This is a genomic window from Citrobacter sp. Cb028, assembly GCF_030336705.1.
In the GTDB taxonomy this organism is placed as follows: domain Bacteria; phylum Pseudomonadota; class Gammaproteobacteria; order Enterobacterales; family Enterobacteriaceae; genus Citrobacter; species Citrobacter braakii.
The window spans coordinates 280,811-303,469 of sequence record NZ_JAOWCZ010000036.1 but is presented as its reverse complement, the minus strand read 5'-3'; the positions used below and the strand labels follow the sequence as shown (position 1 = coordinate 303,469).

The following is a 22,659-nucleotide window of genomic DNA, read 5'->3' as shown; positions in this document are numbered from 1 at the left end:
CTAAAATAAGTATTTTAGACCGAGCTAGGCGTAGCCTCGGTCTAAGTGTTATCAATTTGCCAATGCAGCAACTAATCTTGCTAATTCATTGAAATTATTACTGAATTCTTTTCTGTTTTCTTTCATTGTATCCAGTATTACTCCATTTTGCTCTATTTGTGCATCTGAGAGGGCGAATACCGGCGTGCTATGTTTTTGAGATTGAGCAATTAGTGAGTTAAAGTCAGAAATATTCGCCAAATTAAAGGGCTCTTTTGAGGGACAGGCATTTTCAAAATCAGTAACCGAAATTGACATATTGATAGGATTTAAAGCTGGTATTAATGTATTAGTGACCTCATCTTTGATAATATCAATCCATCTTTGAAATGATTTTACTGGTAAATTATTTCTTGGACGATACTTCTGAGATATAAATCCGATGAATTTCGGCGGATCAATAGGGAATGGATATAATATTCCACTATCTCTAAAGTTATTTATCTCGCTGTTCCATCTAGGAAGAACTTTTGCGAGTGACTTTATTGCCTGAGCACAGAAAAAATCTGGTGATGTAGGAACTATAAAATAGTCACTGCACATTAAGAGACATTCATTTAATGCACCAACGCTGGGGCTCATGTCAATAAGGACATAATCAAATTCATGTTTGCGCGCAGTCTCACGCAAAAAAGCTCCGATGCTGCCGGGGATATTTCTAATTGCGGGAATAGCAGCGCTGGTTGTCAGCGCAACTCCAATCTGTGTTTCAATTTCTGATAAATAGATGCTACCACACAATAAACTTAAATTTGGATTTGTTGTGACTAATGGGTCGGATGGTATAACTTTTCCTAAAGAACCATCTACAACAGGTTTGATGCAACTATAAATATCACAGTTTGGATTGTTTTTATAGATTTCATCAAAGTCATCAGTGGTCGAATAGCCCAAAGCTAAGGCTGTCAAATTACATTGTGGATCAGCATCAACTATTAAAACTTTATAGCCAAGATTAGCTAGCATCCACCCCATGTTAAAAGTCGTGGTTGTCTTACTAACACCACCTTTATGATTAAATAAAGATATTATTTTCATTCGAAATCCTTAATAGAAATTATTACTTTAAAAGATAGTTGCTATACCACTGAAGCATTTCCCTTCTTCTTTCAAGGTATTGAGCATGATTATATGTTCCTCGAATACTATTCTTATCAACATGAGCAAGTTGCAACTCAATCCATGCACTATCAAACCCTTGTTCATGCAATATTGTCGACATTGTATGTCTGAAACCGTGACCTGTAGCACGACCTTTATAACCCAGTAGTTCAATTACTTGCGACACACTCTCCTTAGATATTGGTTTGTTACGGTTGTTTCGCCCAATAAAAATGTAAGGATAGTGTCTTGTAATAGGTTTTAGTTGGTTAAAAAGATCAACGACTTGTGTTGATAGAGGGATAATATGGGGTCTGCGCATTTTCATTCGTTCTGCGGGGATTTCCCATAAACCTCTCTCAAGGTCAACCTCATCCCATGCTGCAAAGCGCATCTCTTGAGTTCTCACACCGGTGAGCATAACTATCTTTGTTGCATTTTTCGTTATGATGCTACCGGTATACGCTTCGAGATCCTGAATAAAATGAGGCAATTCTTCGGCAGATAGAAATGGATGATGTTTTTGTTTAGGAACGGCCAGAGCGATGGCTAAATCAGGCGCAGGATTGTATTCAGCGCGGCCAGTTATGATTGCGTAGCGATAAACCTCACCGCACCTCTGACGCACCTTACGTGTTTTCTCTAGTGCCCCACGCTTCTCTATTCGTCGCAATACTTCAAGCAGTTCTAACGGTTTGATTTCACTGATAGGGCGTTTACCAATGAACGGGAACACATCTTGCTCAAATGTCTTAATGATTTCTTCGCGATAGGCCACTGTCCAGCGGTCAGCTTTGTTAGTGTGCCATTCTCGACATATGGTTTCGAATGAGTTCTCTGTTGAGAGTTGCTGTGCCAGTTTTTGGGCTTTACGTTCTCCCACTGGGTCTATGCCGTTTGCTACCTGCTTACGAGCGGTATCGCGTTTCTCACGTGCTTCTGCGAGGCTCACAAGGTTGTAGCTGCCAAATGACATTAGCCGTGCTTTACCGGCAAAACGAAAGCGGAAGCGCCAGCCCTTTGAGCCGTCTGGATTGATGAGTAATGACAGGCCTTGTCCATCGTTCAGTGTGTAGGGTTTGTTTTGGGGCTTTGCTCGTTTAATTTGTATATCTGTTAGTGGCATGTGTATAAGTCAAAAGTGTGTATAAAAAATCTATACACATCACTATACATATTTTTCATGGATTCAGGGAGAGCTTGTCGGACGGTTACGGATGAGTGATTTACTATATGCTTTGAAAATAAAGGATTTTTAGACTTTCTCGGATGGTGACGGAGGAATTTTGGCGGAAGATCACAGGAGTCGAACCTGCCCGGGAACGCTGGCGTCCCCAACTGGATTTGAAGTCCAGCCACCTCACCGGAGATGACGATCTTCCGCGCCTCGATTGCTACATGGAGGCGGGGCGCATTATAGCTACTTCCAAACGTTTCCACACCCCCTCACTCACTTTTTTAACTTCCGTTTCTCTATACCATGACCAGTTTCAAATAAATCCCCGCAAAATCCATTACTTACACTTAGACACATTTTTAGACGCTACGCTGATCACAGAAAACAAGAATCGTAATTTGATAACGAGATATCGGAATACCCGCGCTCACAGGGATGGTTTACAAGAACTGTAACCGGTATCAGGGCGTGTGAAAGTGCTAACAAGGATGCGTAATGAAAAGTGAAATTCTGTCTGTTAAAGAGAAGATTGGCTATGGAATGGGCGATGCGGCTAGCCACATTATCTTCGATAACGTCATGTTATATATGATGTTCTTCTATACCGATATTTTTGGTATCCCAGCCGGATTTGTCGGCACTATGTTCTTACTGGCCCGCGCGCTGGATGCCATCTCAGACCCTTGCATGGGGCTGCTGGCCGACCGTACCCGTTCTCGCTGGGGGAAATTCCGACCATGGGTGCTGTTTGGCGCACTTCCGTTTGGTCTGGTTTGCGTGCTGGCCTATAGCACGCCGGATCTCAGCCTGAACGGCAAAATGATTTATGCCGCAATCACCTACACGCTGCTGACCCTGCTTTATACCGTGGTCAATATTCCCTACTGCGCGCTGGGCGGCGTGATCACTAATGATCCAACGCAGCGTATCTCCCTGCAATCATGGCGCTTTGTGCTGGCGACGGCGGGCGGCATGCTCTCCACCGTGCTGATGATGCCGCTGGTGAATCTGATTGGTGGCGAGGATAAAGCGTTCGGCTTTCAAGGCGGGATTGCGGTGCTCTCCGTGGTGGCGTTCCTGATGCTGGCGTTCTGCTTCTTCACTACCAAAGAACGCGTGGAAGCGCCGCCGAGCACCACCTCTATGCGTGAAGACCTGCGCGACATCTGGCAAAACGACCAATGGCGCATCGTCGGCCTGCTGACCATCCTCAATATTCTGGCCGTCTGCGTTCGTGGCGGCGCGATGATGTATTACGTCACCTGGATTTTGGGTAAGCCGGAGGTGTTTGTCGCCTTTCTCACCGCCTATTGCGTCGGCAACCTGATCGGCTCTGCGCTGGCAAAACCGCTGACCGACTGGAAATGCAAAGTCAGCGTCTTCTGGTGGACCAACGCTGCGCTGGCGGTGGCGAGCCTGGCGATGTTCTTTGTGCCGATGCACGCCAGCATCACCATGTTTATCTTTATTTTTGTCATTGGTGTACTGCACCAGCTCGTTACGCCAATCCAGTGGGTAATGATGTCCGACACCGTTGATTACGGCGAATGGTGCAACGGTAAACGCCTGACGGGGATCAGCTTTGCGGGCACGTTGTTCGTGCTCAAGCTGGGTCTGGCGCTCGGTGGGGCGCTGATCGGCTGGATGCTGGCGGGCGGTGGCTACGACGCCGCAGCGAAAACCCAGAACAGCGCCACCATTAGCATCATCATCGCCCTGTTCACCATTGTCCCGGCGATTTGTTACCTGCTGAGTGCCGTGATTGCCAAACGCTTCTATACCCTGAAAACGCCTTATCTGACGGAAATTATGAGTCAGTTGGCTCAGGGCGCGCGCCGCAACCAGCAGGATTTCACGACGAAAGAATTACAGAACTAAGGAACTGACGATGAAAATTAGCGATGGAAACTGGCTGACCCAACCTGGACTGAATTTAATACACCCAATTCAGGTGTTCGACGTTGAACAGCTGGGTAACGAGATGATTGTCTACGTTGCGCCGCGCGATGTGCGTGAACGTACCTGGCAACTGGATACCCCACTCTTCACCTTACGCTTTTTCTCGCCGCAGGAAGGCGTGGTGGGCGTACGTATGGAGCACTTCCAGGGCGCGCTGGATACCGGCCCGCATTACCCGCTGAACGTGTTGCAGGACGTCAATGTTGAGATGCGAAACACCGCTGAATTTGCCGAACTGAAGAGCGGCAATCTGAGCGTTCGGGTGACCAAAGGTGAGTTCTGGTCGCTGGATTTCCTGCGTAATGGTGAACGTATTACCGGCAGTCAGCTAAAGAATAGCGGTTACGTGCAGGATACCCACAGCGGGCGTAATTATATGTTTGAGCGTCTGGATTTGGGCGTGGGGGAAACGGTGTACGGGCTGGGCGAGCGTTTTACCGCGTTGGTACGTAACGGTCAGACGGTGGAAACCTGGAACCGCGATGGCGGTACCAGTACCGAGCAGTCTTACAAGAACATCCCGTTTTATCTCACCAACCGCGGCTACGGCGTGCTGGTGAACCATCCGCAGTGCGTGTCGTTTGAAATCGGCTCTGAGAAAGTGTCGAAAGTGCAGTTCAGCGTTGAAAGCGAGTATCTGGAATATTTCGTCATCGACGGCCCAACGCCGAAGGCGGTGCTGGATCGCTATACCCGCTTTACCGGCCGTCCGGCGTTGCCGCCAGCCTGGTCGTTCGGTCTGTGGCTGACCACGTCATTCACCACCAATTACGACGAAGCGACAGTGAACAGCTTTATCGACGGCATGGCCGAGCGCAATCTGCCGCTGCACGTCTTTCACTTCGACTGTTTCTGGATGAAGGCCTTCCAGTGGTGCGACTTTGAGTGGGACCCGGTGACCTTCCCGGACCCGGAAGGCATGATCCGCCGCCTGAAAGAGAAAGGGCTGAAGGTGTGCGTATGGATAAACCCCTACATCGGTCAGAAATCCCCGCTGTTCAATGAACTGAAAGCGAAAGGGTATCTGCTCAAGCGGCCGGACGGTTCCCTGTGGCAATGGGATAAATGGCAGCCGGGCCTGGCGATTTATGACTTCACTAATCCACAAGCCTGCGAGTGGTATGCCAACAAGCTGAAAGGTCTGGTGGATATCGGCGTAGACTGCTTCAAAACTGACTTTGGCGAACGCATCCCCACAGATGTTCAGTGGTTTGACGGTGCCGATCCGCAGAAGATGCACAACCATTATGCGTACATCTACAACGAACTGGTGTGGAACGTGCTGAAAGAAACCGTTGGTGAAGAAGAGGCTGTCCTGTTTGCTCGTTCGGCCTCCGTGGGCGCACAGCAGTTTCCGGTGCACTGGGGCGGCGACTGCTACGCCAACTATGAATCGATGGCGGAAAGCCTGCGCGGTGGCTTGTCTATTGGCCTGTCCGGCTTTGGCTTCTGGAGCCACGATATCGGCGGCTTTGAGAATACCGCTCCGGCGCACGTCTACAAGCGCTGGTGTGCGTTTGGGCTGCTCTCCAGCCACAGCCGCCTGCATGGCAGTAAATCCTACCGTGTGCCATGGGCGTACGATGACGAATCCTGCGATGTGGTGCGCTACTTCACCGAACAGAAATGCCGCATGATGCCGTACCTGTATCGTGAAGCAGCGCGCGCTAATGCGCAGGGCACCCCGATGATGCGCGCGATGATGCTGGAGTTCCCGGACGATCCGGCGTGTGATTATCTCGACCGCCAGTACATGCTGGGCGATAGCGTGATGGTCGCGCCGGTGTTTAGCGAGGCGGGCGATGTGCAGTTCTACCTGCCGGAAGGACGCTGGACGCATCTGTGGCGTAATGATGAGGTGTCTGGTAGCCGCTGGCATAAACAGCAGCATGACTTCCTGAGTCTGCCGGTTTATGTGCGTGACAATACCCTGCTGGCGCTGGGTAGCAATAACCAGAAGCCGGACTACGCCTGGCACGAAGGGACAGCGTTCCAGCTGTTCCATCTGCAGGAGGGGCGGGAAGCACTCTGTGAAGTTCCGGCTGCTGACGGCTCGGTTATCTTCACGCTGAAGGCGGTGCGCACGGGTAATACCATCACCGTGCAAGGTAGTGGAGATGCGCGTAACTGGACGCTGTGCCTGCGAAATATTCAGAAAATTGGCGGCATTAAATGCGGTTCGCATATGGGCAGCGAGCTGGGTGTAGTTATTACTCCACAGGGCAGTGAGCTGACGATTACCTTGTAAGCATGTGTCGACGTGGTGCCGGATGCGTCTTATCCGGCCCACGCCGCGAGCAGCGTTCCAGATCTGAAAATCAAAAACATCCCGACTTAAATTTTTACCTCCCCATATTTGCGAGCGCTATCACTCTAATTCCCGCGAAAAATGTGATCTGCGCCGTAAATATCTTACTATTTCCTCTTTTTGTCTTATTTCTGTCCGGAATACAGGACACGATTTAGTATTGTTGGCGCATCGTAGTCCTCTTATATTTATCATCACGGATTACACGTGGAGCATAAATGCTTCTTTATTACCTAAATAATTCGAGTTGCAGGAAGGCGGCGACGCAGCGAATCCCCTGAGCGTACATAAGTACGTGACAGGGGTGAGCGAGGAAAGCCAACGCACATGCAGCTTGAAGTATGACGGGTATAGATATTTAATCTGGTATGTAATAAGGGTAAATAATGCAAATGATTACCTCGCGACAAAACAGATTATTAAAGTTTCTTCTGTCCCGGAAGGAATATGTTACGCTGCTAAAAATTGCCGAATATTTATCTGTTTCAGAGAAAACCGTCCAGCGCGATCTGCGGTTACTGGAACAATGGTTATCGGAATGGAAAATATCCATCGATAAACGTGCCGGTGCGGGCGTGATATTAAGTGCCGATAACATTACTGACCTTTTATATCTGGATCAGTTATTAGGGTCGGAGGGTGATGATGCTGACGGCATGATGAATAATTCACGGCGGGTTAAGATAGCCTCGCAATTATTAAGTGAAACGCCGCATGAAACATCGATCAATAAATTATCCGAACGTTATTTTATTAGTAGTGCATCGATTGTTAACGATCTGAAAGTGATTGAATCGTGGATTACCCCGCTGGGCCTGTCGCTGATTCGCAGCCAGAGCGGCACACACATTGAAGGCAGCGAGAGCGGGGTGCGCCAGGCGATGGCGTCGCTGATTAACGGTGTGATTAACCATAATGAACCTGGAAGCGTGATTTATTCACGACTTGATCCGGGCAGTTATAAAGCGTTAGTGCATTACTTTGGCGAAGAAGACGTTTTATTTGTCCAGACGCTGTTGCAGGAAATGGAGAACGATCTGTGCTGGTCGCTGGGCGAGCCTTATTACGTCAATATCTTTACTCATATTCTGATCATGATGTACCGCATTACGCGGGGCAATGCGCTACCGAGAAAAGAAGAAAGCATCACGTCATGTGATGAGAACATCTTTTCCATTGCCAGTCGCATGATTCAGCATATCGAAAAACGCATTGCCCATCCGCTGCCGGAAGACGAAGTCTGGTTTATTTATCAATATATTATCTCCTCCGGTATGGTGATTGAAGAGCATAACGATGTGAGCGTAATTGGCCATATGCACTCCAGCGACGAAGCACGCTTGATTACCCATCGGCTGATTGCCACCTTCGCCGAAATGGTTGACTGCGATCTTAGCCAGGACACTGCGCTGTATGACGGATTGCTGATCCATATTAAGCCGCTGATTAACCGCCTCAACTACCAGATCCGCATTCGTAATCCGCTGCTGGAGGACATTAAAGGCGAGTTGCAGGACGTCTGGCGTCTGACTCAGTGCGCGGTGAATCGGGTGTTTAGCGGCTGGGGCGAGCGGGCCGTGTCGGATGATGAGGTGGGATATTTAACCGTGCATTTTCAGGCCGCGATGGAGCGTCAGATAGCGCGTAAACGTGTGCTGCTGGTCTGCTCAACCGGTATCGGCACCTCTCACTTACTCAAAAGCCGCATTCTGCGCGCCTTTCCCGACTGGACCATCGTCGGCGTGGTGTCGGCAGGCAGCTTGCCCTCCGTCCTGACGGACGATATTGAACTGGTGGTATCGACGATCAATTTACCTGCCGTTGCCATACCGGTCGTGTATGTCACCGCCTTCTTCAATGATGCGGATATTAAGCGGGTAACAGAAACGGTTATTACGGAAAAATTACATCGGGCGACGTCGCTGGTCGTTGAAAATTAATGTCTGAACTCCATGAGGTATGATTTATGGACATCACGAAAATACTCAATACAAATCGCGTTATTTTGGACATGAAGGCCACAAACAAAACGGAGGTTATTGAGGAACTGACGGATATTCTGCAAAAAGATGGGGCAATTAGCTGTCGGGAAACGTTTATTCAGGATGTCTGGCAGCGTGAATCAGAAGGCTCGACCGGATTCGAAAATCATATTGCGATTCCGCACGGGAAATCCTCGGCGGTGGTCAATACCACGCTGGCGATTGGGCGTACCCGCCAGGATATTCCCTGGGAAACCCTGGACGGCAGCAACGTGCGCTGCATCATTCTGTTTGCCGTACGCCTTGAAGATCAAAACACCACCCATATTCGTCTGCTTTCGCAGGTTGCCGGCGCGTTGGCGGATGACGACATTATTGAACAACTGTTAGTCGAAAGCAGTCCACAGAAAATTATTGAGCTTTTTAGCCAATATGCTGAATCCAATGTCTGCTAAATAATACGTGGAGCATGTTATGAATATTGTTTGTGTTGCCGCCTGTACGGCGGGTATTGCGCACACCTATATTGCCCGTGAGAAGTTAATTAAAGGTGCTAAAGCGCTTGGTCATAATATAAGAGTAGAAACCCAGGGGACTATCGGCACGGAAAACGAACTGCTGACAGAGGACATTTCTTCTGCTGATGTCGTGATTCTGGCTGTGGATGTAAAAATAAAAGGGGAGGAACGATTTTTAAATAAACGTATTGTGCGAGTGAAAACTGAAATTGTCATAAAGTCGCCCATTCAGTTTCTTGAAAAGGTCGAAAAATCATTAGTTAATAATAACCAGTAGCGATCCCCATTCTGGAGGGATTTCACATGAGTGAAAATAAAATTCCGCTATCTCAGGAAATAAAAAGACATTTATTAACGGGGATTTCGTGGATGATCCCGTTAATTGTTGCCGCCGGGATCTGTATTGCTCTCGGGCAAATACTTGGCGGCACTAACGTGGGTGAAAAAACAGGAACCATACCCTGGATGCTCAACCAGATTGGCGGTTGGGGGATGGGGTTAATCGTACCGCTGATTAGCGCGGCGATTGCGTACTCTATTGCTGACCGCCCCGGATTCGCGCCGGGTCTGATTGTCGGCTTTGTCTGCGGTGAAATTCATACCGGTTTTATCGGCGGGATGCTGGGCGGTTTTCTGGTCGGTTATACCGTCCTGCTGCTCAAGCGCTATATCCGTTTGCCGCAGTCGATGCAGGGGTTGATGCCCATCATGGTGCTGCCGGTACTGAGTACCGTCATTGGCGGCCTGTTGATGATGACGCTCATTGGCAAACCGATAGCCTGGCTGCAGGACGCGTTGATTCATCTGCTGGAGTCCATGCAGGGCGGGTCACGCTTTTTAATGGGGGCCATCCTTGGCGCAATGGCGACATTCGACTTTGGCGGACCGGTGAATAAAACCATGTCGCTATTTGCTGACGGCATGTTAGTCAGCGGCGTGTACGGTCCGGAAGCGGTGAAGTTTGTCGGTTCGATAATCCCTCCGTTCGGCATTACGCTCTCCTTTTTGCTGACGCGTCACAAGTACACCCGTGCGGAGCGCGAGGCGCTGAAAGCGGCATTCCCGATGGGGATCTGCATGATTACCGAAGGGGTCATTCCCATTGCGGCGCGCGACCTGCTGCGCGTGGTGGGGTCCTGCGTGGTGGCCTCGGCGATAGCGGGCGGTCTGATTATGGTGTGGGGCGTCGAAAGCCCGGTACCGCACGGCGGCATGTTCGTGGTCCCGCTCTTTACGCATCCGCTGCTGTTTTGCATGGCGCTGGGGATCGGCACGGTGATTTGCGGCGTCATGCTGTCGTTGTGGAAGAAACCGGTGACCGAACGTGACGAAGAGTTTGATGAACTTAGCGATCAAAAGCTGAAAGACGAAGAGATCACCTTCACCCTGGAATAACAGGAGGCCGTATGTTTGCCGATATGAAAAGCATGGTGACGAAAGCCTGGCGCGAGCAGTACGCGCTGCTGGCCATCAACTGTATGAACCTGGAAAGCGCCCGTGCGGCGGTGCGGGTGGCTGAGAAACACCGTGCGCCCATCATTCTGAATCTGTATCAGGGGCATCTGGGCCATTTTCCTGCACCGATAGCGGTGGCGGTCGTCAAAACGCTGGCAGAGGAAGCGTCGGTACCGGTCGCGCTGGCGCTGGATCATGGAAAGGACCCAGTGCGCATTCGCCAGGCTTTTCGCGCCGGATTCAGCGGGTTAATGATCGACGCCTCCGCCTTTGCGCTGGAGGAGAACATTCGCCAGACCCGGGCGGTGGTTGAGCTCGCGACCAGCGTTTCTCTGTGCGTGGAAGGTGAGCTGGGGCATCTGGCCGACGCCCCGCGCTATGATCACGCAGCTAACGCTGATTTGATGACCAAGGCCGCCGATGTGGAGCCCTTTATCCAACAGACCGGTATCGATTTACTGGCGGTCTCGGTCGGCACGGCACATGGCATGTACGCGCCCGGTGTCATACCCGCCATTGATTTCCAGCGACTGGAGGAAATTGCCCGTTTATCAACGGTGCCGCTGGCGCTGCATGGCGGCAGCGGGACGCCGTTTGACCAGCTACAGCGCTGCCCGACGTTTGGCGTCGCCAAGATAAACGTTGGCGCGGCGGTTTTCGAGGCCGGAAAGGCTGCTCTGCTGCATACCCTGTGTCGCGACACATCCGGTGAACTCGTTGATGCCCTGGCCCTGATGGAGCAGGCCTGTGAGGAAGCCATTATTCCGTACCTGCAGGCCAGCGGCGCTATCGACAAAGCCTGATTCGTTTTCTGTAACGCCTTCTATGCCTCTGCGACGACGCACTGGCAGGGCTTTCTACACCCTGAAACTGGAGAATTAACATGTTAGTTTCGATGAAAGAATTACTGCAACCTACCCGTCAGCACGGTTTTGCCATCGGCGCATTCAACGTGGCGGACAGCTGCTTTGTACGTGCAGTAGTGGAAGAAGCGGAAGCAACCAATACCCCGGCGATTATCTCCATTCACCCCAGCGAACATGATTTTGTAGGCGATGCGTTTTTTAGCTACGTCCGTGATATCACTCTGCGCAGCCCGGTTCCCTTTACTCTGCATCTGGACCACGGCGCTTCGGTCGAGCATGTCCTGCGGGCGATTCAGTGTGGGTTTACCTCGGTGATGATTGATGGCTCGCTGTTGCCGTATGAAGAGAACGTGGCGCTGACCCGCGAAGTGGTCAAGCTGGCGCATGCGGTAGGCGTTTCGGTGGAGGGGGAACTGGGTACGATTGGTCAAACCGGGACGTCAGTGGAAGGCGGTGTATCGAAGGTCACTTATACCGATCCTGATCAGGCACAGGATTTTATCGCCCGTACCGGCGCGGATACGCTGGCGGTGGCGATTGGAACTGCACACGGCATCTACCCGAAAGGGATGCAGCCAGAGCTGCAAATGCACATCCTGCGCGAGATTGCCGGGCGAGTGGACATTCCGCTGGTGCTGCACGGAGGTTCCGCGAACCCGGATGCGGAAATTGCCGAATCCGTTACGCTGGGCGTTGGCAAAATCAACATTTCCAGCGATATGAAATACGCTTACTTCCAGAAAGTCCGCGAAATCCTGGCGAAAGAAACCTGGTGGGACCCGAACGTTATTTACCCGGAAGCCATTAGCGCCGCGCGAGATGTGATCCGTCACAAAATGAAACTGTTCGGCTCAACCGGCAAAGCGTCACTTTACTAACAGCATACAGGCGGGGTGACCCGCCTTTTTCGCAACAAGGAAAAGTGGAATGAAGCGTTCACACATTAATTATGCCGTCGATAAAGCGCATGCCATCGCCGAGACTTTTCGGGTTTGCCTGCCTGACTTTGCGTATTTTACGGCTGATGCCTGGCGGCAACAGGATCACACTCTGTGGCGTGAAGTGCTCGATCTCCAACTGGGCTGGGATATAACCGACTTTGGGCGCGGAGATTTTGCGCAAACGGGGCTGACGTTACTGACGTTGCGCAATGGTCAGTTAGGGTCAGCCAGCTACCCCAAACCGTACGCCGAAAAGATGCTGCAGATTCAGCAGGATCAGCAGACGCCATGGCATTTTCATCGCCATAAAATGGAAGATATCGTTAACCGCGGCGGCGGTGATTTATGTATGCAGTTGGCGTGGGCTACGCCTGATGGCGGGTATGATGCCCGGCGCATTGTTGAGGTTAGCGTCGATGGTCAGCGGCGTTCCGTTGACGCTGGCGAGACGCTGGTATTGAAACCGGGGCAGGGGGTATGCCTGCCGCCGCGGTTGTATCATCGCTTTTGGGCGGAGAAAGCGTTCGTGCTGGGCTGGGAGATCTCGATGGTCAATGACGACCTGCATGACAATCACTTCCTTGAGCCAGGCGGTCGCTTCCCGGCGATAGAAGAGGACGAGCCGGTGAAGTGGCTGTTGTGCAGTGAATATGCGCGCTTACAGCGATAAACGGCGACCCGGTCGGCAATTCGCCGCCGGGCCGTCAGATTTTACTGCGCAGCGGGTGGGGCGGTAACTTCACTACCGGATACCACGCCCGCCTGCATGGTTTGCGTTACCTGCTGTTTCTCCACGTTCACCGCATGCAACTTGCCGCTGACCGTTGGCTTGAGTGGCGCATCGGCTTGAATATTGCCGCTGGCGGTAAGCTGGATGTTACCGTCGCCGGAAAGCGGCAGTGCGGGCCATCCCCACTGCTGCAGAATCGTCATTGGCACGCCGCGCCCGTTCAGGCTGACCTGAGTTTGACGCTGAGGCAACTGTGAAATACTGGCAGTGGCCTCCAGCAACCCTTTTTCCGTATAGGCGCTTAGTTCGCTGATATTGATGGTGCTGCTGTTCGCCGTCAGCGCCAGCGAAGGACGACGCACGTCGGTGCGGTTAAAGGTGCCGGCAGCGGCGTTGAGGTTAGCGCTCCCGCTCCAGATCCCCCACTGATTGTTCTGCACCAGCCCGAGGTTAGCACCGTAGCCGTCCAGCGCGGTGAGCTGCCATGGGAAGCTCGGGTCGATATCAATCACCAGATTACGGCTGGCGCTGAATTTCTTCAGCGTCAGGCTGGCTAGCCAGGCTGGTAGAGGTTTCATCCACAGCTGTTTCCAGTTTTCCGGCAGCGTGTACTCCAGACCGGCAATGGCGGCATCATCGAGGACCAGCGCTTTGTTGTTGCGCTGCCAGTTTCCGGATGTTCTGACCATTCCCCCTTCCCAGCGGGTGGTGAACTGACGCAGCGCTATGCCCTGCGGCGAAAACTCGGCGTTCATAATCGGATCGAAAAAGTGCAGAGAGCCGTAGATAAACTCGCTGGCGTTCATCGACAGTTTTCCTTCCTGAGTTTGCCAGTCGTCCTTGCTGAAGGTCATGTTGCGCAAGCTCAGATCGAGATCCGTCACCGCCCAGTCAGGGCCTTGCAGACGGGCATCTGTTACTTCCAGACGACCAATTTGCAGGGAAGGAATAGTGCTTAACGGAGCAAAAAACTCGGCCAGCGATTTATCGCTTTGCAGCCGAATATCGTTCAGGCGCAGATTCTCCACTACCCAACTACCGTCGGCATTGCGTTGTGCCACGCCGGTTAATGCGCCACGCGCCACGTCTGCGCCAATATTGCTCAGCGTCACACGGTCATGGTCAATACTGCCTTCAATCAATACGTTGGTCGTGGGGACGTCGTTCAGCGTCAACGAACTGGCGCTGAGCTGAATTTGCGCTTTACTCCCGAGAATTTTACCCGCCTCAGGACTCCAGGGAATGACTCCGCCGTTAACGCGCTGCGCGCTCAGGGTCCACTCGCTACCGGGACTGTTAAGCGCCATATCTTGCAATTGCAGGCGATCGGCCTGGAACGGCAGCGGCGCAGTTTGCTGGGAAAGATTCAGCGTGCCGTTTTGCAAAAGGATGGTGTCTACGTGCAGCGGGTCGGTGATTTGGCGGCTGCTCAGTCCAATATCGACCGTTTTGGCGACCAGCGTTGCGGGCTGACCATCCCGGCCAAAGGTGACGTTTTCCAGCAGAATATGGGAAGGAGAAGAAAACCGGTGATCGATGGCATCAAATGCCAGATGGTAGCTGCTGTTCTGCGAAACCCAGGCGCTGACGTGCTCTGCGCCCCAGCGGGTTTGCAGTAGAAAATATAAGCCGAGGATCGCCACTGCAAGGGCGATCAGCACGTAAAGAAGCAGCTTTCCAATAAATTTCATGGTCTTCCATCCCGCGAAGTGCACATAGTCAAGTTATGCACGATTTAGGCGCAATGCTCAAGGCGGGAATGGTGAAAGAGCGTTACAGCGGCGTTGATTCAGAATCAACGCCGCATTTTGCTTATTGCTTCTCTGGTGGGAACACCAGATTCAGAACGATAGCGGTAATACCGCCTGCGGCAATGCCGGAAGAGAGCAGGTTTTTCACCCAGTCCGGAGCGAACTGCAGGATCAGCGGCTGCTGGGAAACGCCGAGGCCGACGGCCAGCGACAGCGCGATAATCAGAATTGCGCGGCGGTTCAGCGGTTCGCGGGATACGATACGCACGCCGGATGCCGCGATAGTACCGAACATCACCAGCGTAGCACCGCCGAGTACTGGCTCAGGAATATGCTGTACAAAACCGCTGACCGCCGGGAACAGGCCCAACGCGATCAGCATCAGCGCAACCACAAAACCAACGTAGCGGCTGGCAACGCCCGTTAACTGAATAACCCCGTTGTTTTGTCCAAAACAGGAGTTCGGGAAGGTGTTAAATACGGCTGAAACAAACGAGTTCAGACCGTTCGCCAGTACTCCGCCTTTCAGGCGTTTCATGTACAGCGGACCAGAAACGGGCTGCTCGGAGACATCGGAGGTGGCCGTAATATCACCGATGGTTTCCAGCGAGGTAATCATAAACACCAGCATCAGCGGCAGCAATAAGCTCCAGTCGATACCCAAGCCATAATACAACGGCGTTGGCACCATCAGCAGGTCCTGACTTACCGGCGCGGTATTTTGCGGCAGCATATCCATAAACCACGCCAACAGGTAACCTGCCGCCATCGCAATCACCAGTGACGCAACGCGTAGGTACGGGTTGCGCTGGCGGTTAAGCAGGATAATCAGCGCCAGCACGACGCCTGCCAGCAGTAAATTCTTTGGTGCGCCAAAGGTGTTGTCGCTCATTGCCGCATAGCCGCCGCCAATCGACGTCAGCCCCACCTGAATCAGCGACAGGCCGATAATCATCACCACCACGCCTGAGACCAGCGGGGTAATGATACGACGCGCCAGATGCAGTACGCGTGAGATAACCATCTCAGTGCAGCTTGCCAGCATCAGTGTACCGAACAGCGCCGCCATCATGGTTGGGACATCTGCACCACCGGTTTTTAGCGCTGTACCACCCATAATCAGTGGCGCAACAAAGTTAAAGCTGGTGCCCTGAATGGATAATAGCCCTGAGCCGACCGGCCCCCAGGCTTTGATCTGAATGATAGAAGCCACGCCGGAAGCGAACAGCGACATACTGATAATGTGTTGAGTATCCTGAGCCGGTAAACCGAGCGCCTGGCAAATTAACAGCGCTGGGGTGATTACCGCGACGAACATGGCCAGCAGGTGCTGACAGGCGGCAAACAGGGTCTGGGCTAGTGGGGGGCGATCTTCAAGACGGTAAATCAGTTCACTGTTGTGAGTCTGCGCAACCGGTTGCGCATTTGTTGACTCTACGGCGTTAACGGACATCAGAGGCAATCCCATGGTGGAAAAGCGGTGATTTTATCTGACCATGGCGGAAATGCAAACGTTTGCTACCAGGTGTTCTTAATATTTAAAACGGATAAACAAACATTTTTATATAACTTTTCATGATTTTCTGCTTAAAATCCACACCGAAAACTCAATAAGAGCTAAAAATCGGTCTGGAATGCATCGTGCGTGATTGTGCTAAACGCACTAATGGAGTTGTAAATGTTTTATCTCGATACGTTATCAACGCTGGTTGCGGCAACCCTTGTGTTGCTGCTGGGACGTAAGCTCGTCCAGTCTGTTTCCTTCCTGAAAAAATACACCATTCCCGAACCTGTAGCTGGCGGATTGTTGGTAGCGATTGCGCTGCTGGTACTGAAAAAAAGCATGGGTTGGGAAGTGAACTTCGATATGACCCTGCGCGATCCGCTGATGCTGGCATTCTTCGCCACTATCGGCCTGAACGCCAATATCGCCAGCCTGCGCGCGGGTGGCCGTGTGGTGGGTATCTTTCTGATTGTGGTTGTTGGCCTGCTGCTGATGCAAAACGCCATCGGTATTGGTATGGCGACTCTGCTGGGTCTGGATCCGCTGATGGGTCTGATCGCCGGTTCGATAACCCTCTCTGGTGGGCATGGAACCGGGGCCGCATGGAGCAAGCTGTTTATTGAGCGCTATGGTTTCGCTAATGCGACGGAAGTGGCGATGGCTTGCGCAACGTTTGGCCTGGTGCTGGGCGGATTGATTGGCGGCCCGGTGGCCCGCTATCTGGTCAAACACTCTACCACGCCAGACGGCATGCCGGACGATCAGGCTGTGCCTACCGCATTTGAAAAGCCGGATGTCGGACGCATAATCACTTCGCTGGTGCTGATTGAAACCATTGCGCTGATCGCCATCTGTCTGACGGTGGGTAAAATCGTTGCACAAATGCTGGTCGGAACGGTGCTGGAACTGCCGACTTTCGTCTGCGTGCTGTTTGTTGGGGTGATCCTCAGTAACGGCCTGGCGTTAATGGGTTTTTATCGGGTGTTCGAGCGCGCGGTTTCGGTGTTGGGTAACGTTAGCCTGTCGCTGTTCCTGGCGATGGCGCTAATGAGTCTGAAGCTGTGGGAGCTGGCTTCTCTGGCCCTGCCGATGCTGGCAATCCTGGTTGTGCAGACCATTTTCATGGCGCTGTACGCGATATTCGTCACCTGGCGCATGATGGGTAAGAACTACGATGCCGCCGTGCTGGCAGCCGGACACTGCGGTTTTGGCCTCGGTGCGACACCCACGGCGATTGCCAACATGCAGGCAATTACAGAACGTTTTGGACCATCCCATATGGCGTTTCTGGTGGTGCCGATGGTGGGGGCGTTCTTTATCGATATCGTCAATGCGCTGGTGATTAAGCTGTATCTGCTGCTGCCGATTTTTGCGCAATAATGTCTGTGCGGCGGAGTCACATCCGCCGCCGCTATGAATCTACTATGCGTTGGAGTAGCGCTCGGTTTCCGGCATCCAGCGTTCAATCAGCGCCACAGCCTGTTGCGGGTAACGTTCGTGAATATGACGGGCAATGCGCTGAACTTCCGGGATAATCGCCTGATCGCGCAATAAATCTGCGACTTTGAATTCTGCCGTTCCGGTCTGGCGCGTACCCAACAGCTCGCCGGGCCCGCGGATCTCTAAATCTTTTTGCGCGATCACGAATCCGTCGTTGCTGTCGCGCAGAACCTGCAGACGTTTTTGCGCGGTTTTTGACAGCGGCGATTTGTAGAGCAGGACGCAGTGGGAGGCCACCGCGCCACGACCTACGCGACCACGTAGCTGGTGCAACTGCGCCAGGCCCAAGCGCTCCGGGTTTTCAATAATCATCAGGCTGGCGTTAGGTACGTCTACGCCCACTTCAATCACCGTGGTGGCAACCAGCAGCTGCAATTCGCCCTGCTTAAAGGCCGCCATTACCGACTGCTTCTCTGCGGGCTTCATACGGCCGTGTACCAGGCCAATATTCAGCTCTGGCAGCACCAGTTTAAGCTCTTCCCACGTGGCTTCAGCCGCCTGAGCTTCTAACAAATCAGACTCTTCAATCAGCGTACAGACCCAGTACGCCTGGCGCCCTTCATGGGTACAAGCGTTGCGCACGCGGTCAATAATATCGCTGCGGCGGGTATCCGGAATTGCCACCGTGGTGACCGGCGTACGCCCCGGAGGGAGTTCGTCAATGACCGACGTGTCGAGATCGGCATAGGCGGTCATCGCCAGCGTACGCGGGATTGGGGTGGCTGTCATGATTAGCTGGTGTGGATGGAAACCCTGCTGCTGACCTTTCTCCCACAGCGCCAGGCGCTGATGTACGCCAAAACGGTGCTGTTCGTCGATGATAACCAGCGCCAGTCCGTTGAACTGCACCTGTTCCTGGAAAATTGCGTGCGTGCCGACAATCATCTGCACCTCACCGCTGGCGATAGCTTCCTGCTGTGCCAGGCGCGCTTTGCCTTTCTGTTTACCTGCCAGCCAGCCAACTTCAATACCCAGTGGCGCGAACCAGTTGCGGAAGTTATTGGCGTGCTGTTCAGCCAATAGTTCGGTGGGGGCCATCAGCGCAACTTGCTTACCATGTGCGATGGCACGTAGGGCGGCCAGCGCCGCAACCAGCGTTTTACCTGAGCCGACATCGCCCTGTACCAGACGCATCATGGGGACATCCAGTGCCATATCGCGTTCGATCTCAGCGGTAACGCGGGCCTGGGCGCCGGTGGGTTTAAACGGCAGAGCCGCCAGCAGCTTATCTTTCAGCGCGTTGTTTGCGATCAGCGGCTGGGCGTGGAAACGTTGCGCCCCGGCGCGTAGTGCCAGCATGCTGAGGTTATGCGCCAGCAATTCTTCCAGTATCAGACGTCGCTGTGCTGGATGCTGACCGGTTTCCAGATCGCTCAACTGCAGTGACGGCGGTGGACGGTGCAATGTGCGCAGAGCTTCTGGCAGGCTCATCATACCTTGCAACAACTCTGGCGGCAGCAGTTCGGCAATGGCGCAGGTATTGAGCAGGTCCAGCGCTTGATCGGTCAGTTTGCGCAGCGTGGCCTGCTTCACGCCTTCAGTGGTTGGATACACCGGTGTGAGCGTTTCCTGCAATTCCGGCGTGCTGAGATCGCCCTGCACGCGATACTCCGGGTGGATCATCTCTGCGCCGTATTTTCCGCGTTTGGCTTCGCCATAGGCCAGCACCCGGCGACCGGTGGCGAGACTATTTTTCATTGCGGCGCTGAAGTTGAAAAAGCGCATGGTGAGAATGCCGGAGCCATCACTGATCTGACAGGTCATCATCCGGCGTCCGCCGAAGGTGATATTGCAGTTCAGCACTTCGCCTTCTACGGTGGCGTAAACGCCCGGCAGCAGTTCGCCAATCGGGTACAGGTGCGTGCGGTCTTCGTAACGCAGAGGGAGGTGGAGCAGAAGGTCCTGCACGGTGTGCAGGCCAATTTTCGCCAGTTTACTGCTTTGCGCTGCGCCAACGCCGGTCAGAGAATTGAGTGGGATGGCATCCAGTAAACGGCCTTTCATCGCGTTTATCTCGCAGATTGCATAGCGGCCCACCACGTTGCATCGGCTTCAATTTCGCCCTGCGTGTTTACGTGGGGGTAGGGAAGACCTTTGCGCTTAGCGACATTCGCCAGCACCGGATAACCGCCTTCAAACAGCAAACGCTGCTGCTCATCTTGCGCCAGCATGCTGTTTTCTCGTCGGTACATGCCGGCGTTTTGCCGCTGGCGCTGTGCTTCGTACAGAATCAGCGCGGAGGCGACCGAAACGTTCAGCGATTGCACCATGCCAGTCATGGGAATGATGATGTCCTGATCCGCCAGATCCAACGCTTCCTGAGTGATGCCGGTTTTCTCCTGGCCCATCAGGATGCAGGTGGGGCGCGTGTAATCAATCTCGCGAAAATCTACGGCTTTATCTGACAGATGTGTTGCCAGAACCTGCATGCCCTGGCTTTTTAAATGTGTGACCGCATCGCCAATAGTGCGGTGAGTCTTCACCTGTACCCAACTGTTGCTGCCTGCGGCAGAAGAGGCCATGGTGCGCATACGGCTACCAGGCCAGACGGCGTGGACTTCATGCACGCCGACCGCGTCTGCAGTACGAATGATTGCAGAAACGTTATGAGGTTTGTGGACCTGCTCCATGCAGACGGTCAGATCGGGCTGACGACGTGCGAGCATCTCGCAAATACGTGCATAACGTTGAGTATTCATAAAACGTGTTCTAGTTACGGTTACGGGTGACTTTTATCACGTCCGGCATGACGCGGATTTTGCGCATGATATTCGCTAAGTGCACGCGATCGCGAGCGGTCAGGCGAATAAAGGCGCTATAGACGCGGCCATCTTTCTCTTCCGTATTCAGACTTTGAATGTTGGAGGTGGTCGTGTTGATTGCCGCCGTCAGGTTCGCCAGAGCACCCTGGTGGTTAAACATATCCACCTTAATCTCGGTGATGAACTCCTGCTCTGTCTCTTTATCCCATTCCACCGCCATAAACTTCTCTGGCTCTTTTTGATAGCCACGAATGTTACGGCAGGATTCATGGTGAATCACCAGACCTTTACCCGGACTGACGTGGGCAATGATTGGATCGCCAGGAATCGGACGACAGCATTTCGCGAAGGTGATCAGCACGCCATCTGCGCCTTTGATCGGCAGATGACCGTGACCAGATTGTGCTGGCACGTTTGCCATTGCTTCGCCCTGCTGGAGGTTTTTCGCTACCACCACGCTCATGGCGTTACCCAGACCGATTTCCGCGAGCAGATCGTCAAGCGTGGCGAGCTTCATGCGCTCAAGCTCACGCTGGATGCTCTCTGGCGGGATCTCAGCCAGTTTACGGCTACCGCCTAAGGCATGGTTGAGCAGTCGACGACCCAGACTGACGGAATCATCGCGCTTGAGGTTTTTCAGCAGTTGGCGAATTTTGGCGCGCGCTTTCGAACTGACGACGAAGTTGAGCCACGCTGCATTCGGACGGGCGCCCGGAGCGGTAATAATCTCAACGGTCTGTCCGCTAAAGAGCGGCTGCGAAAGTGGGTAAGGTTGTCTGTCGACGCGTGCGCCGACGCAGGCGTGACCGATATCGGTATGCACGGCGTAGGCGAAGTCGACAGGCGTTGCACCGGCAGGCAGTTCGACAATGCGCCCTTCCGGTGTGAAAACATAAATCTCATCCGGGAAGAGATCAGATTTGACGCTTTCAATAAATTCAAACGAGCTACCGGCGCTCTGCTGCAGTTCCAGCAGGCTTTGCATCCAGCGTTGAGCGCGGATTTGTGCGGTGGTGCTGCTTTCGCCGCCGTGCTCTTTGTAAGCCCAGTGCGCTGCTACACCCATTTCTGCCATCTGGTCCATGTCTTCGGTACGAATCTGTACTTCAACCGGGACGCCGTGAGGGCCGATCATTGAGGTGTGCAAAGACTGATATCCGTTCGCTTTCGGAATGGCGATATAGTCTTTCACGCGACCAGGACGAGGTTTGTACAGGCTGTGCATCTGGCCGAGTACGCGATAACAGGTATCGGAATCATGAACGATAACGCGAAAAGCGTAGATATCCATGATGGAGTGAAAACGCTGCTCTTTGAGCACCATTTTGCAGTAAATAGAGTACAGGTGCTTCTCGCGGCCACTTACGCGACACGGAATGCCTGCCTCCTGTAAACGCCCTTCGATTTCCGAGAGGATTTTTTGGATCATCTCTTTGCGGTTGCCACGAGCGGCTTTAACCACTTCTTTAATCACGCGATAGCGGTTCGGGTACAGCGCTTCAAAACCCAGCTCTTCCAGCTCGGTTTTAATGTGATGAATACCTAAACGGTGTGCCAGCGGACTATAGATTTCGAGGGTTTCACGGGCGATGCGGCGACGCTTGTCCGGGCGTAATGAGCCCAGCGTGCGCATGTTGTGGGTACGGTCAGCGAGTTTGATGAGAATGACGCGGATATCCTGCACCATCGCCATAATCATCTTGCGAAAGTTTTCAGCTTGCGCCTCTTTCTTGTCGCGAAACTTAAGCTTATCAAGTTTCGACACCCCTTCTACCAGTTCAGCAACGCTTTTACCAAAAAGCTGTTCCATGTCCTGGTAGGTGGCAGGGGTATCTTCAATCACGTCATGCAGCAGCGCAGCCATCAGCGTTTCATAGTCGAGTTTCATCTCGGCCAGAATGCAGGCTACCGCTACCGGGTGCGTGATATAGGGTTCACCGCTTGAACGTGTCTGGCCCTCGTGAGCGTCACGTGCAACGAGATACGCCTGCCGAAGACGCTTAATCTGGTCTTCCGGCAGGTAGTTTTGAATCAGTTGATTCAGGCTTTCAAACAGATACAAGGGC

At 52.8% G+C, this 22,659-nt stretch carries 17 protein-coding genes and 1 tRNA gene; 10 read left to right on the top strand and 8 right to left on the bottom strand.

The features are described from left to right. Positions 1–51 precede the first annotated feature (51 nt). From OGV75_RS23460 to OGV75_RS23450, 3 genes are all read right to left on the bottom strand, one after another. Positions 52–1,077, bottom strand: a complete 1,026-nt coding sequence (locus OGV75_RS23460) for a ParA family protein (protein WP_286481340.1) — start codon at positions 1,075–1,077, stop codon at positions 52–54. Positions 1,078–1,099: 22 nt separating this feature from the next. Beyond that, on the bottom strand, positions 1,100–2,266 hold the full coding sequence (locus OGV75_RS23455; protein ID WP_286481339.1) for a tyrosine-type recombinase/integrase: 1,167 nt from the start codon (positions 2,264–2,266) through the stop codon (positions 1,100–1,102). Between the two features lie 161 nt (positions 2,267–2,427). Beyond that, a tRNA-Sec gene (locus tag OGV75_RS23450) sits at positions 2,428–2,522 on the bottom strand. Between the two features lie 290 nt (positions 2,523–2,812). Between OGV75_RS23450 and OGV75_RS23445 the strand changes: the two genes are divergently transcribed. The 9 genes from OGV75_RS23445 to OGV75_RS23405 all read left to right on the top strand — a co-directional run bounded on the left by OGV75_RS23445 (position 2,813) and on the right by OGV75_RS23405 (position 13,016). Next, entirely contained in the window at positions 2,813–4,195 is a 1,383-nt protein-coding gene (locus OGV75_RS23445; RefSeq protein WP_016155017.1) for a glycoside-pentoside-hexuronide family transporter, read from the top strand. Between the two features lie 10 nt (positions 4,196–4,205). Next, positions 4,206–6,524: an alpha-xylosidase gene (gene yicI, locus OGV75_RS23440; protein ID WP_286481337.1), complete on the top strand. Its 2,319-nt coding sequence runs from the start codon at positions 4,206–4,208 to the stop codon at positions 6,522–6,524. Between the two features lie 446 nt (positions 6,525–6,970). Beyond that, the gene (locus tag OGV75_RS23435) at positions 6,971–8,524 is read left to right on the top strand and encodes a BglG family transcription antiterminator (protein ID WP_101700449.1); all 1,554 of its coding nucleotides are present in this window, start codon (positions 6,971–6,973) and stop codon (positions 8,522–8,524) included. A 26-nt stretch (positions 8,525–8,550) separates the two neighbouring features. Next, positions 8,551–9,021, top strand: a complete 471-nt coding sequence (locus tag OGV75_RS23430) for a PTS sugar transporter subunit IIA (protein ID WP_003842172.1) — start codon at positions 8,551–8,553, stop codon at positions 9,019–9,021. Positions 9,022–9,040: 19 nt separating this feature from the next. Continuing rightward, positions 9,041–9,361 carry a PTS fructose transporter subunit IIB gene (locus OGV75_RS23425; RefSeq protein WP_114681584.1) on the top strand — a complete coding sequence of 107 codons (321 nt, stop codon included), beginning with the start codon at positions 9,041–9,043 and terminating at the stop codon, positions 9,359–9,361. A gap of 26 nt (positions 9,362–9,387) precedes the next feature. After that, positions 9,388–10,479 (top strand): PTS fructose transporter subunit IIC, encoded by a 1,092-nt coding sequence (locus OGV75_RS23420; protein ID WP_286481334.1) that lies wholly within the window; start codon positions 9,388–9,390, stop codon positions 10,477–10,479. A gap of 11 nt (positions 10,480–10,490) precedes the next feature. Next, a complete protein-coding gene (locus OGV75_RS23415) occupies positions 10,491–11,342 on the top strand; it encodes a class II fructose-bisphosphate aldolase (RefSeq protein ID WP_286481333.1) in 852 nt (283 codons plus the stop codon). Between the two features lie 80 nt (positions 11,343–11,422). Further along, on the top strand, positions 11,423–12,283 hold the full coding sequence (locus tag OGV75_RS23410) for a ketose-bisphosphate aldolase (protein ID WP_016155012.1): 861 nt from the start codon (positions 11,423–11,425) through the stop codon (positions 12,281–12,283). Positions 12,284–12,332: 49 nt separating this feature from the next. Continuing rightward, positions 12,333–13,016: a D-lyxose/D-mannose family sugar isomerase gene (locus tag OGV75_RS23405; protein WP_065554401.1), complete on the top strand. Its 684-nt coding sequence runs from the start codon at positions 12,333–12,335 to the stop codon at positions 13,014–13,016. Positions 13,017–13,057: 41 nt separating this feature from the next. On the opposite strand, the gene OGV75_RS23400 is transcribed toward OGV75_RS23405, so the two are convergent. Both OGV75_RS23400 and xanP read right to left on the bottom strand, forming a co-directional pair. Next, the gene (locus tag OGV75_RS23400) at positions 13,058–14,767 is read right to left on the bottom strand and encodes an AsmA family protein (protein ID WP_181220985.1); all 1,710 of its coding nucleotides are present in this window, start codon (positions 14,765–14,767) and stop codon (positions 13,058–13,060) included. 121 nt (positions 14,768–14,888) lie between these two features. Continuing rightward, positions 14,889–16,280, bottom strand: a complete 1,392-nt coding sequence (xanP, locus tag OGV75_RS23395) for a xanthine/proton symporter XanP (protein WP_003024026.1) — start codon at positions 16,278–16,280, stop codon at positions 14,889–14,891. A gap of 225 nt (positions 16,281–16,505) precedes the next feature. On the opposite strand from xanP, the gene gltS reads away from it, so the two are divergent. Further along, positions 16,506–17,711, top strand: a complete 1,206-nt coding sequence (gene gltS, locus OGV75_RS23390) for a sodium/glutamate symporter (protein ID WP_016155009.1) — start codon at positions 16,506–16,508, stop codon at positions 17,709–17,711. Between the two features lie 42 nt (positions 17,712–17,753). Here gltS and recG read toward each other — a convergent pair whose 3' ends face one another. The 3 genes from recG to spoT are packed head-to-tail and all read right to left on the bottom strand — an operon-like array spanning position 17,754 to position 22,655. Next, on the bottom strand, positions 17,754–19,835 hold the full coding sequence (recG, locus tag OGV75_RS23385) for an ATP-dependent DNA helicase RecG (RefSeq protein ID WP_286481332.1): 2,082 nt from the start codon (positions 19,833–19,835) through the stop codon (positions 17,754–17,756). Positions 19,836–19,840: 5 nt separating this feature from the next. Continuing rightward, the gene (gene trmH / locus OGV75_RS23380; RefSeq protein ID WP_286481331.1) at positions 19,841–20,530 is read right to left on the bottom strand and encodes a tRNA (guanosine(18)-2'-O)-methyltransferase TrmH; all 690 of its coding nucleotides are present in this window, start codon (positions 20,528–20,530) and stop codon (positions 19,841–19,843) included. Positions 20,531–20,540: 10 nt separating this feature from the next. Continuing rightward, entirely contained in the window at positions 20,541–22,655 is a 2,115-nt protein-coding gene (gene spoT / locus OGV75_RS23375) for a bifunctional GTP diphosphokinase/guanosine-3',5'-bis pyrophosphate 3'-pyrophosphohydrolase (RefSeq protein ID WP_047358799.1), read from the bottom strand. Between the last annotated feature and the right edge of the window lie 4 nt (positions 22,656–22,659).

What these genes read in the sequence shown, in the direction of transcription:
- OGV75_RS23415 (WP_286481333.1), top strand. Translation starts at nt 10,491, where the DNA reads ATGTTTGCCGATATGAAAAGCATGGTGACGAAAGCCTGGCGCGAGCAG.
- xanP (WP_003024026.1), bottom strand. Translation starts at nt 16,280, where the DNA reads ATGTCCGTTAACGCCGTAGAGTCAACAAATGCGCAACCGGTTGCGCAG.
- OGV75_RS23425 (WP_114681584.1), top strand. Translation starts at nt 9,041, where the DNA reads ATGAATATTGTTTGTGTTGCCGCCTGTACGGCGGGTATTGCGCACACC.
- OGV75_RS23400 (WP_181220985.1), bottom strand. Translation starts at nt 14,767, where the DNA reads ATGAAATTTATTGGAAAGCTGCTTCTTTACGTGCTGATCGCCCTTGCA.
- recG (WP_286481332.1), bottom strand. Translation starts at nt 19,835, where the DNA reads ATGAAAGGCCGTTTACTGGATGCCATCCCACTCAATTCTCTGACCGGC.
- OGV75_RS23410 (WP_016155012.1), top strand. Translation starts at nt 11,423, where the DNA reads ATGTTAGTTTCGATGAAAGAATTACTGCAACCTACCCGTCAGCACGGT.
- yicI (WP_286481337.1), top strand. Translation starts at nt 4,206, where the DNA reads ATGAAAATTAGCGATGGAAACTGGCTGACCCAACCTGGACTGAATTTA.
- OGV75_RS23430 (WP_003842172.1), top strand. Translation starts at nt 8,551, where the DNA reads ATGGACATCACGAAAATACTCAATACAAATCGCGTTATTTTGGACATG.
- trmH (WP_286481331.1), bottom strand. Translation starts at nt 20,530, where the DNA reads ATGAATACTCAACGTTATGCACGTATTTGCGAGATGCTCGCACGTCGT.
- OGV75_RS23420 (WP_286481334.1), top strand. Translation starts at nt 9,388, where the DNA reads ATGAGTGAAAATAAAATTCCGCTATCTCAGGAAATAAAAAGACATTTA.
- OGV75_RS23445 (WP_016155017.1), top strand. Translation starts at nt 2,813, where the DNA reads ATGAAAAGTGAAATTCTGTCTGTTAAAGAGAAGATTGGCTATGGAATG.
- OGV75_RS23435 (WP_101700449.1), top strand. Translation starts at nt 6,971, where the DNA reads ATGCAAATGATTACCTCGCGACAAAACAGATTATTAAAGTTTCTTCTG.
- OGV75_RS23405 (WP_065554401.1), top strand. Translation starts at nt 12,333, where the DNA reads ATGAAGCGTTCACACATTAATTATGCCGTCGATAAAGCGCATGCCATC.
- OGV75_RS23460 (WP_286481340.1), bottom strand. Translation starts at nt 1,077, where the DNA reads ATGAAAATAATATCTTTATTTAATCATAAAGGTGGTGTTAGTAAGACA.
- gltS (WP_016155009.1), top strand. Translation starts at nt 16,506, where the DNA reads ATGTTTTATCTCGATACGTTATCAACGCTGGTTGCGGCAACCCTTGTG.
- OGV75_RS23455 (WP_286481339.1), bottom strand. Translation starts at nt 2,266, where the DNA reads ATGCCACTAACAGATATACAAATTAAACGAGCAAAGCCCCAAAACAAA.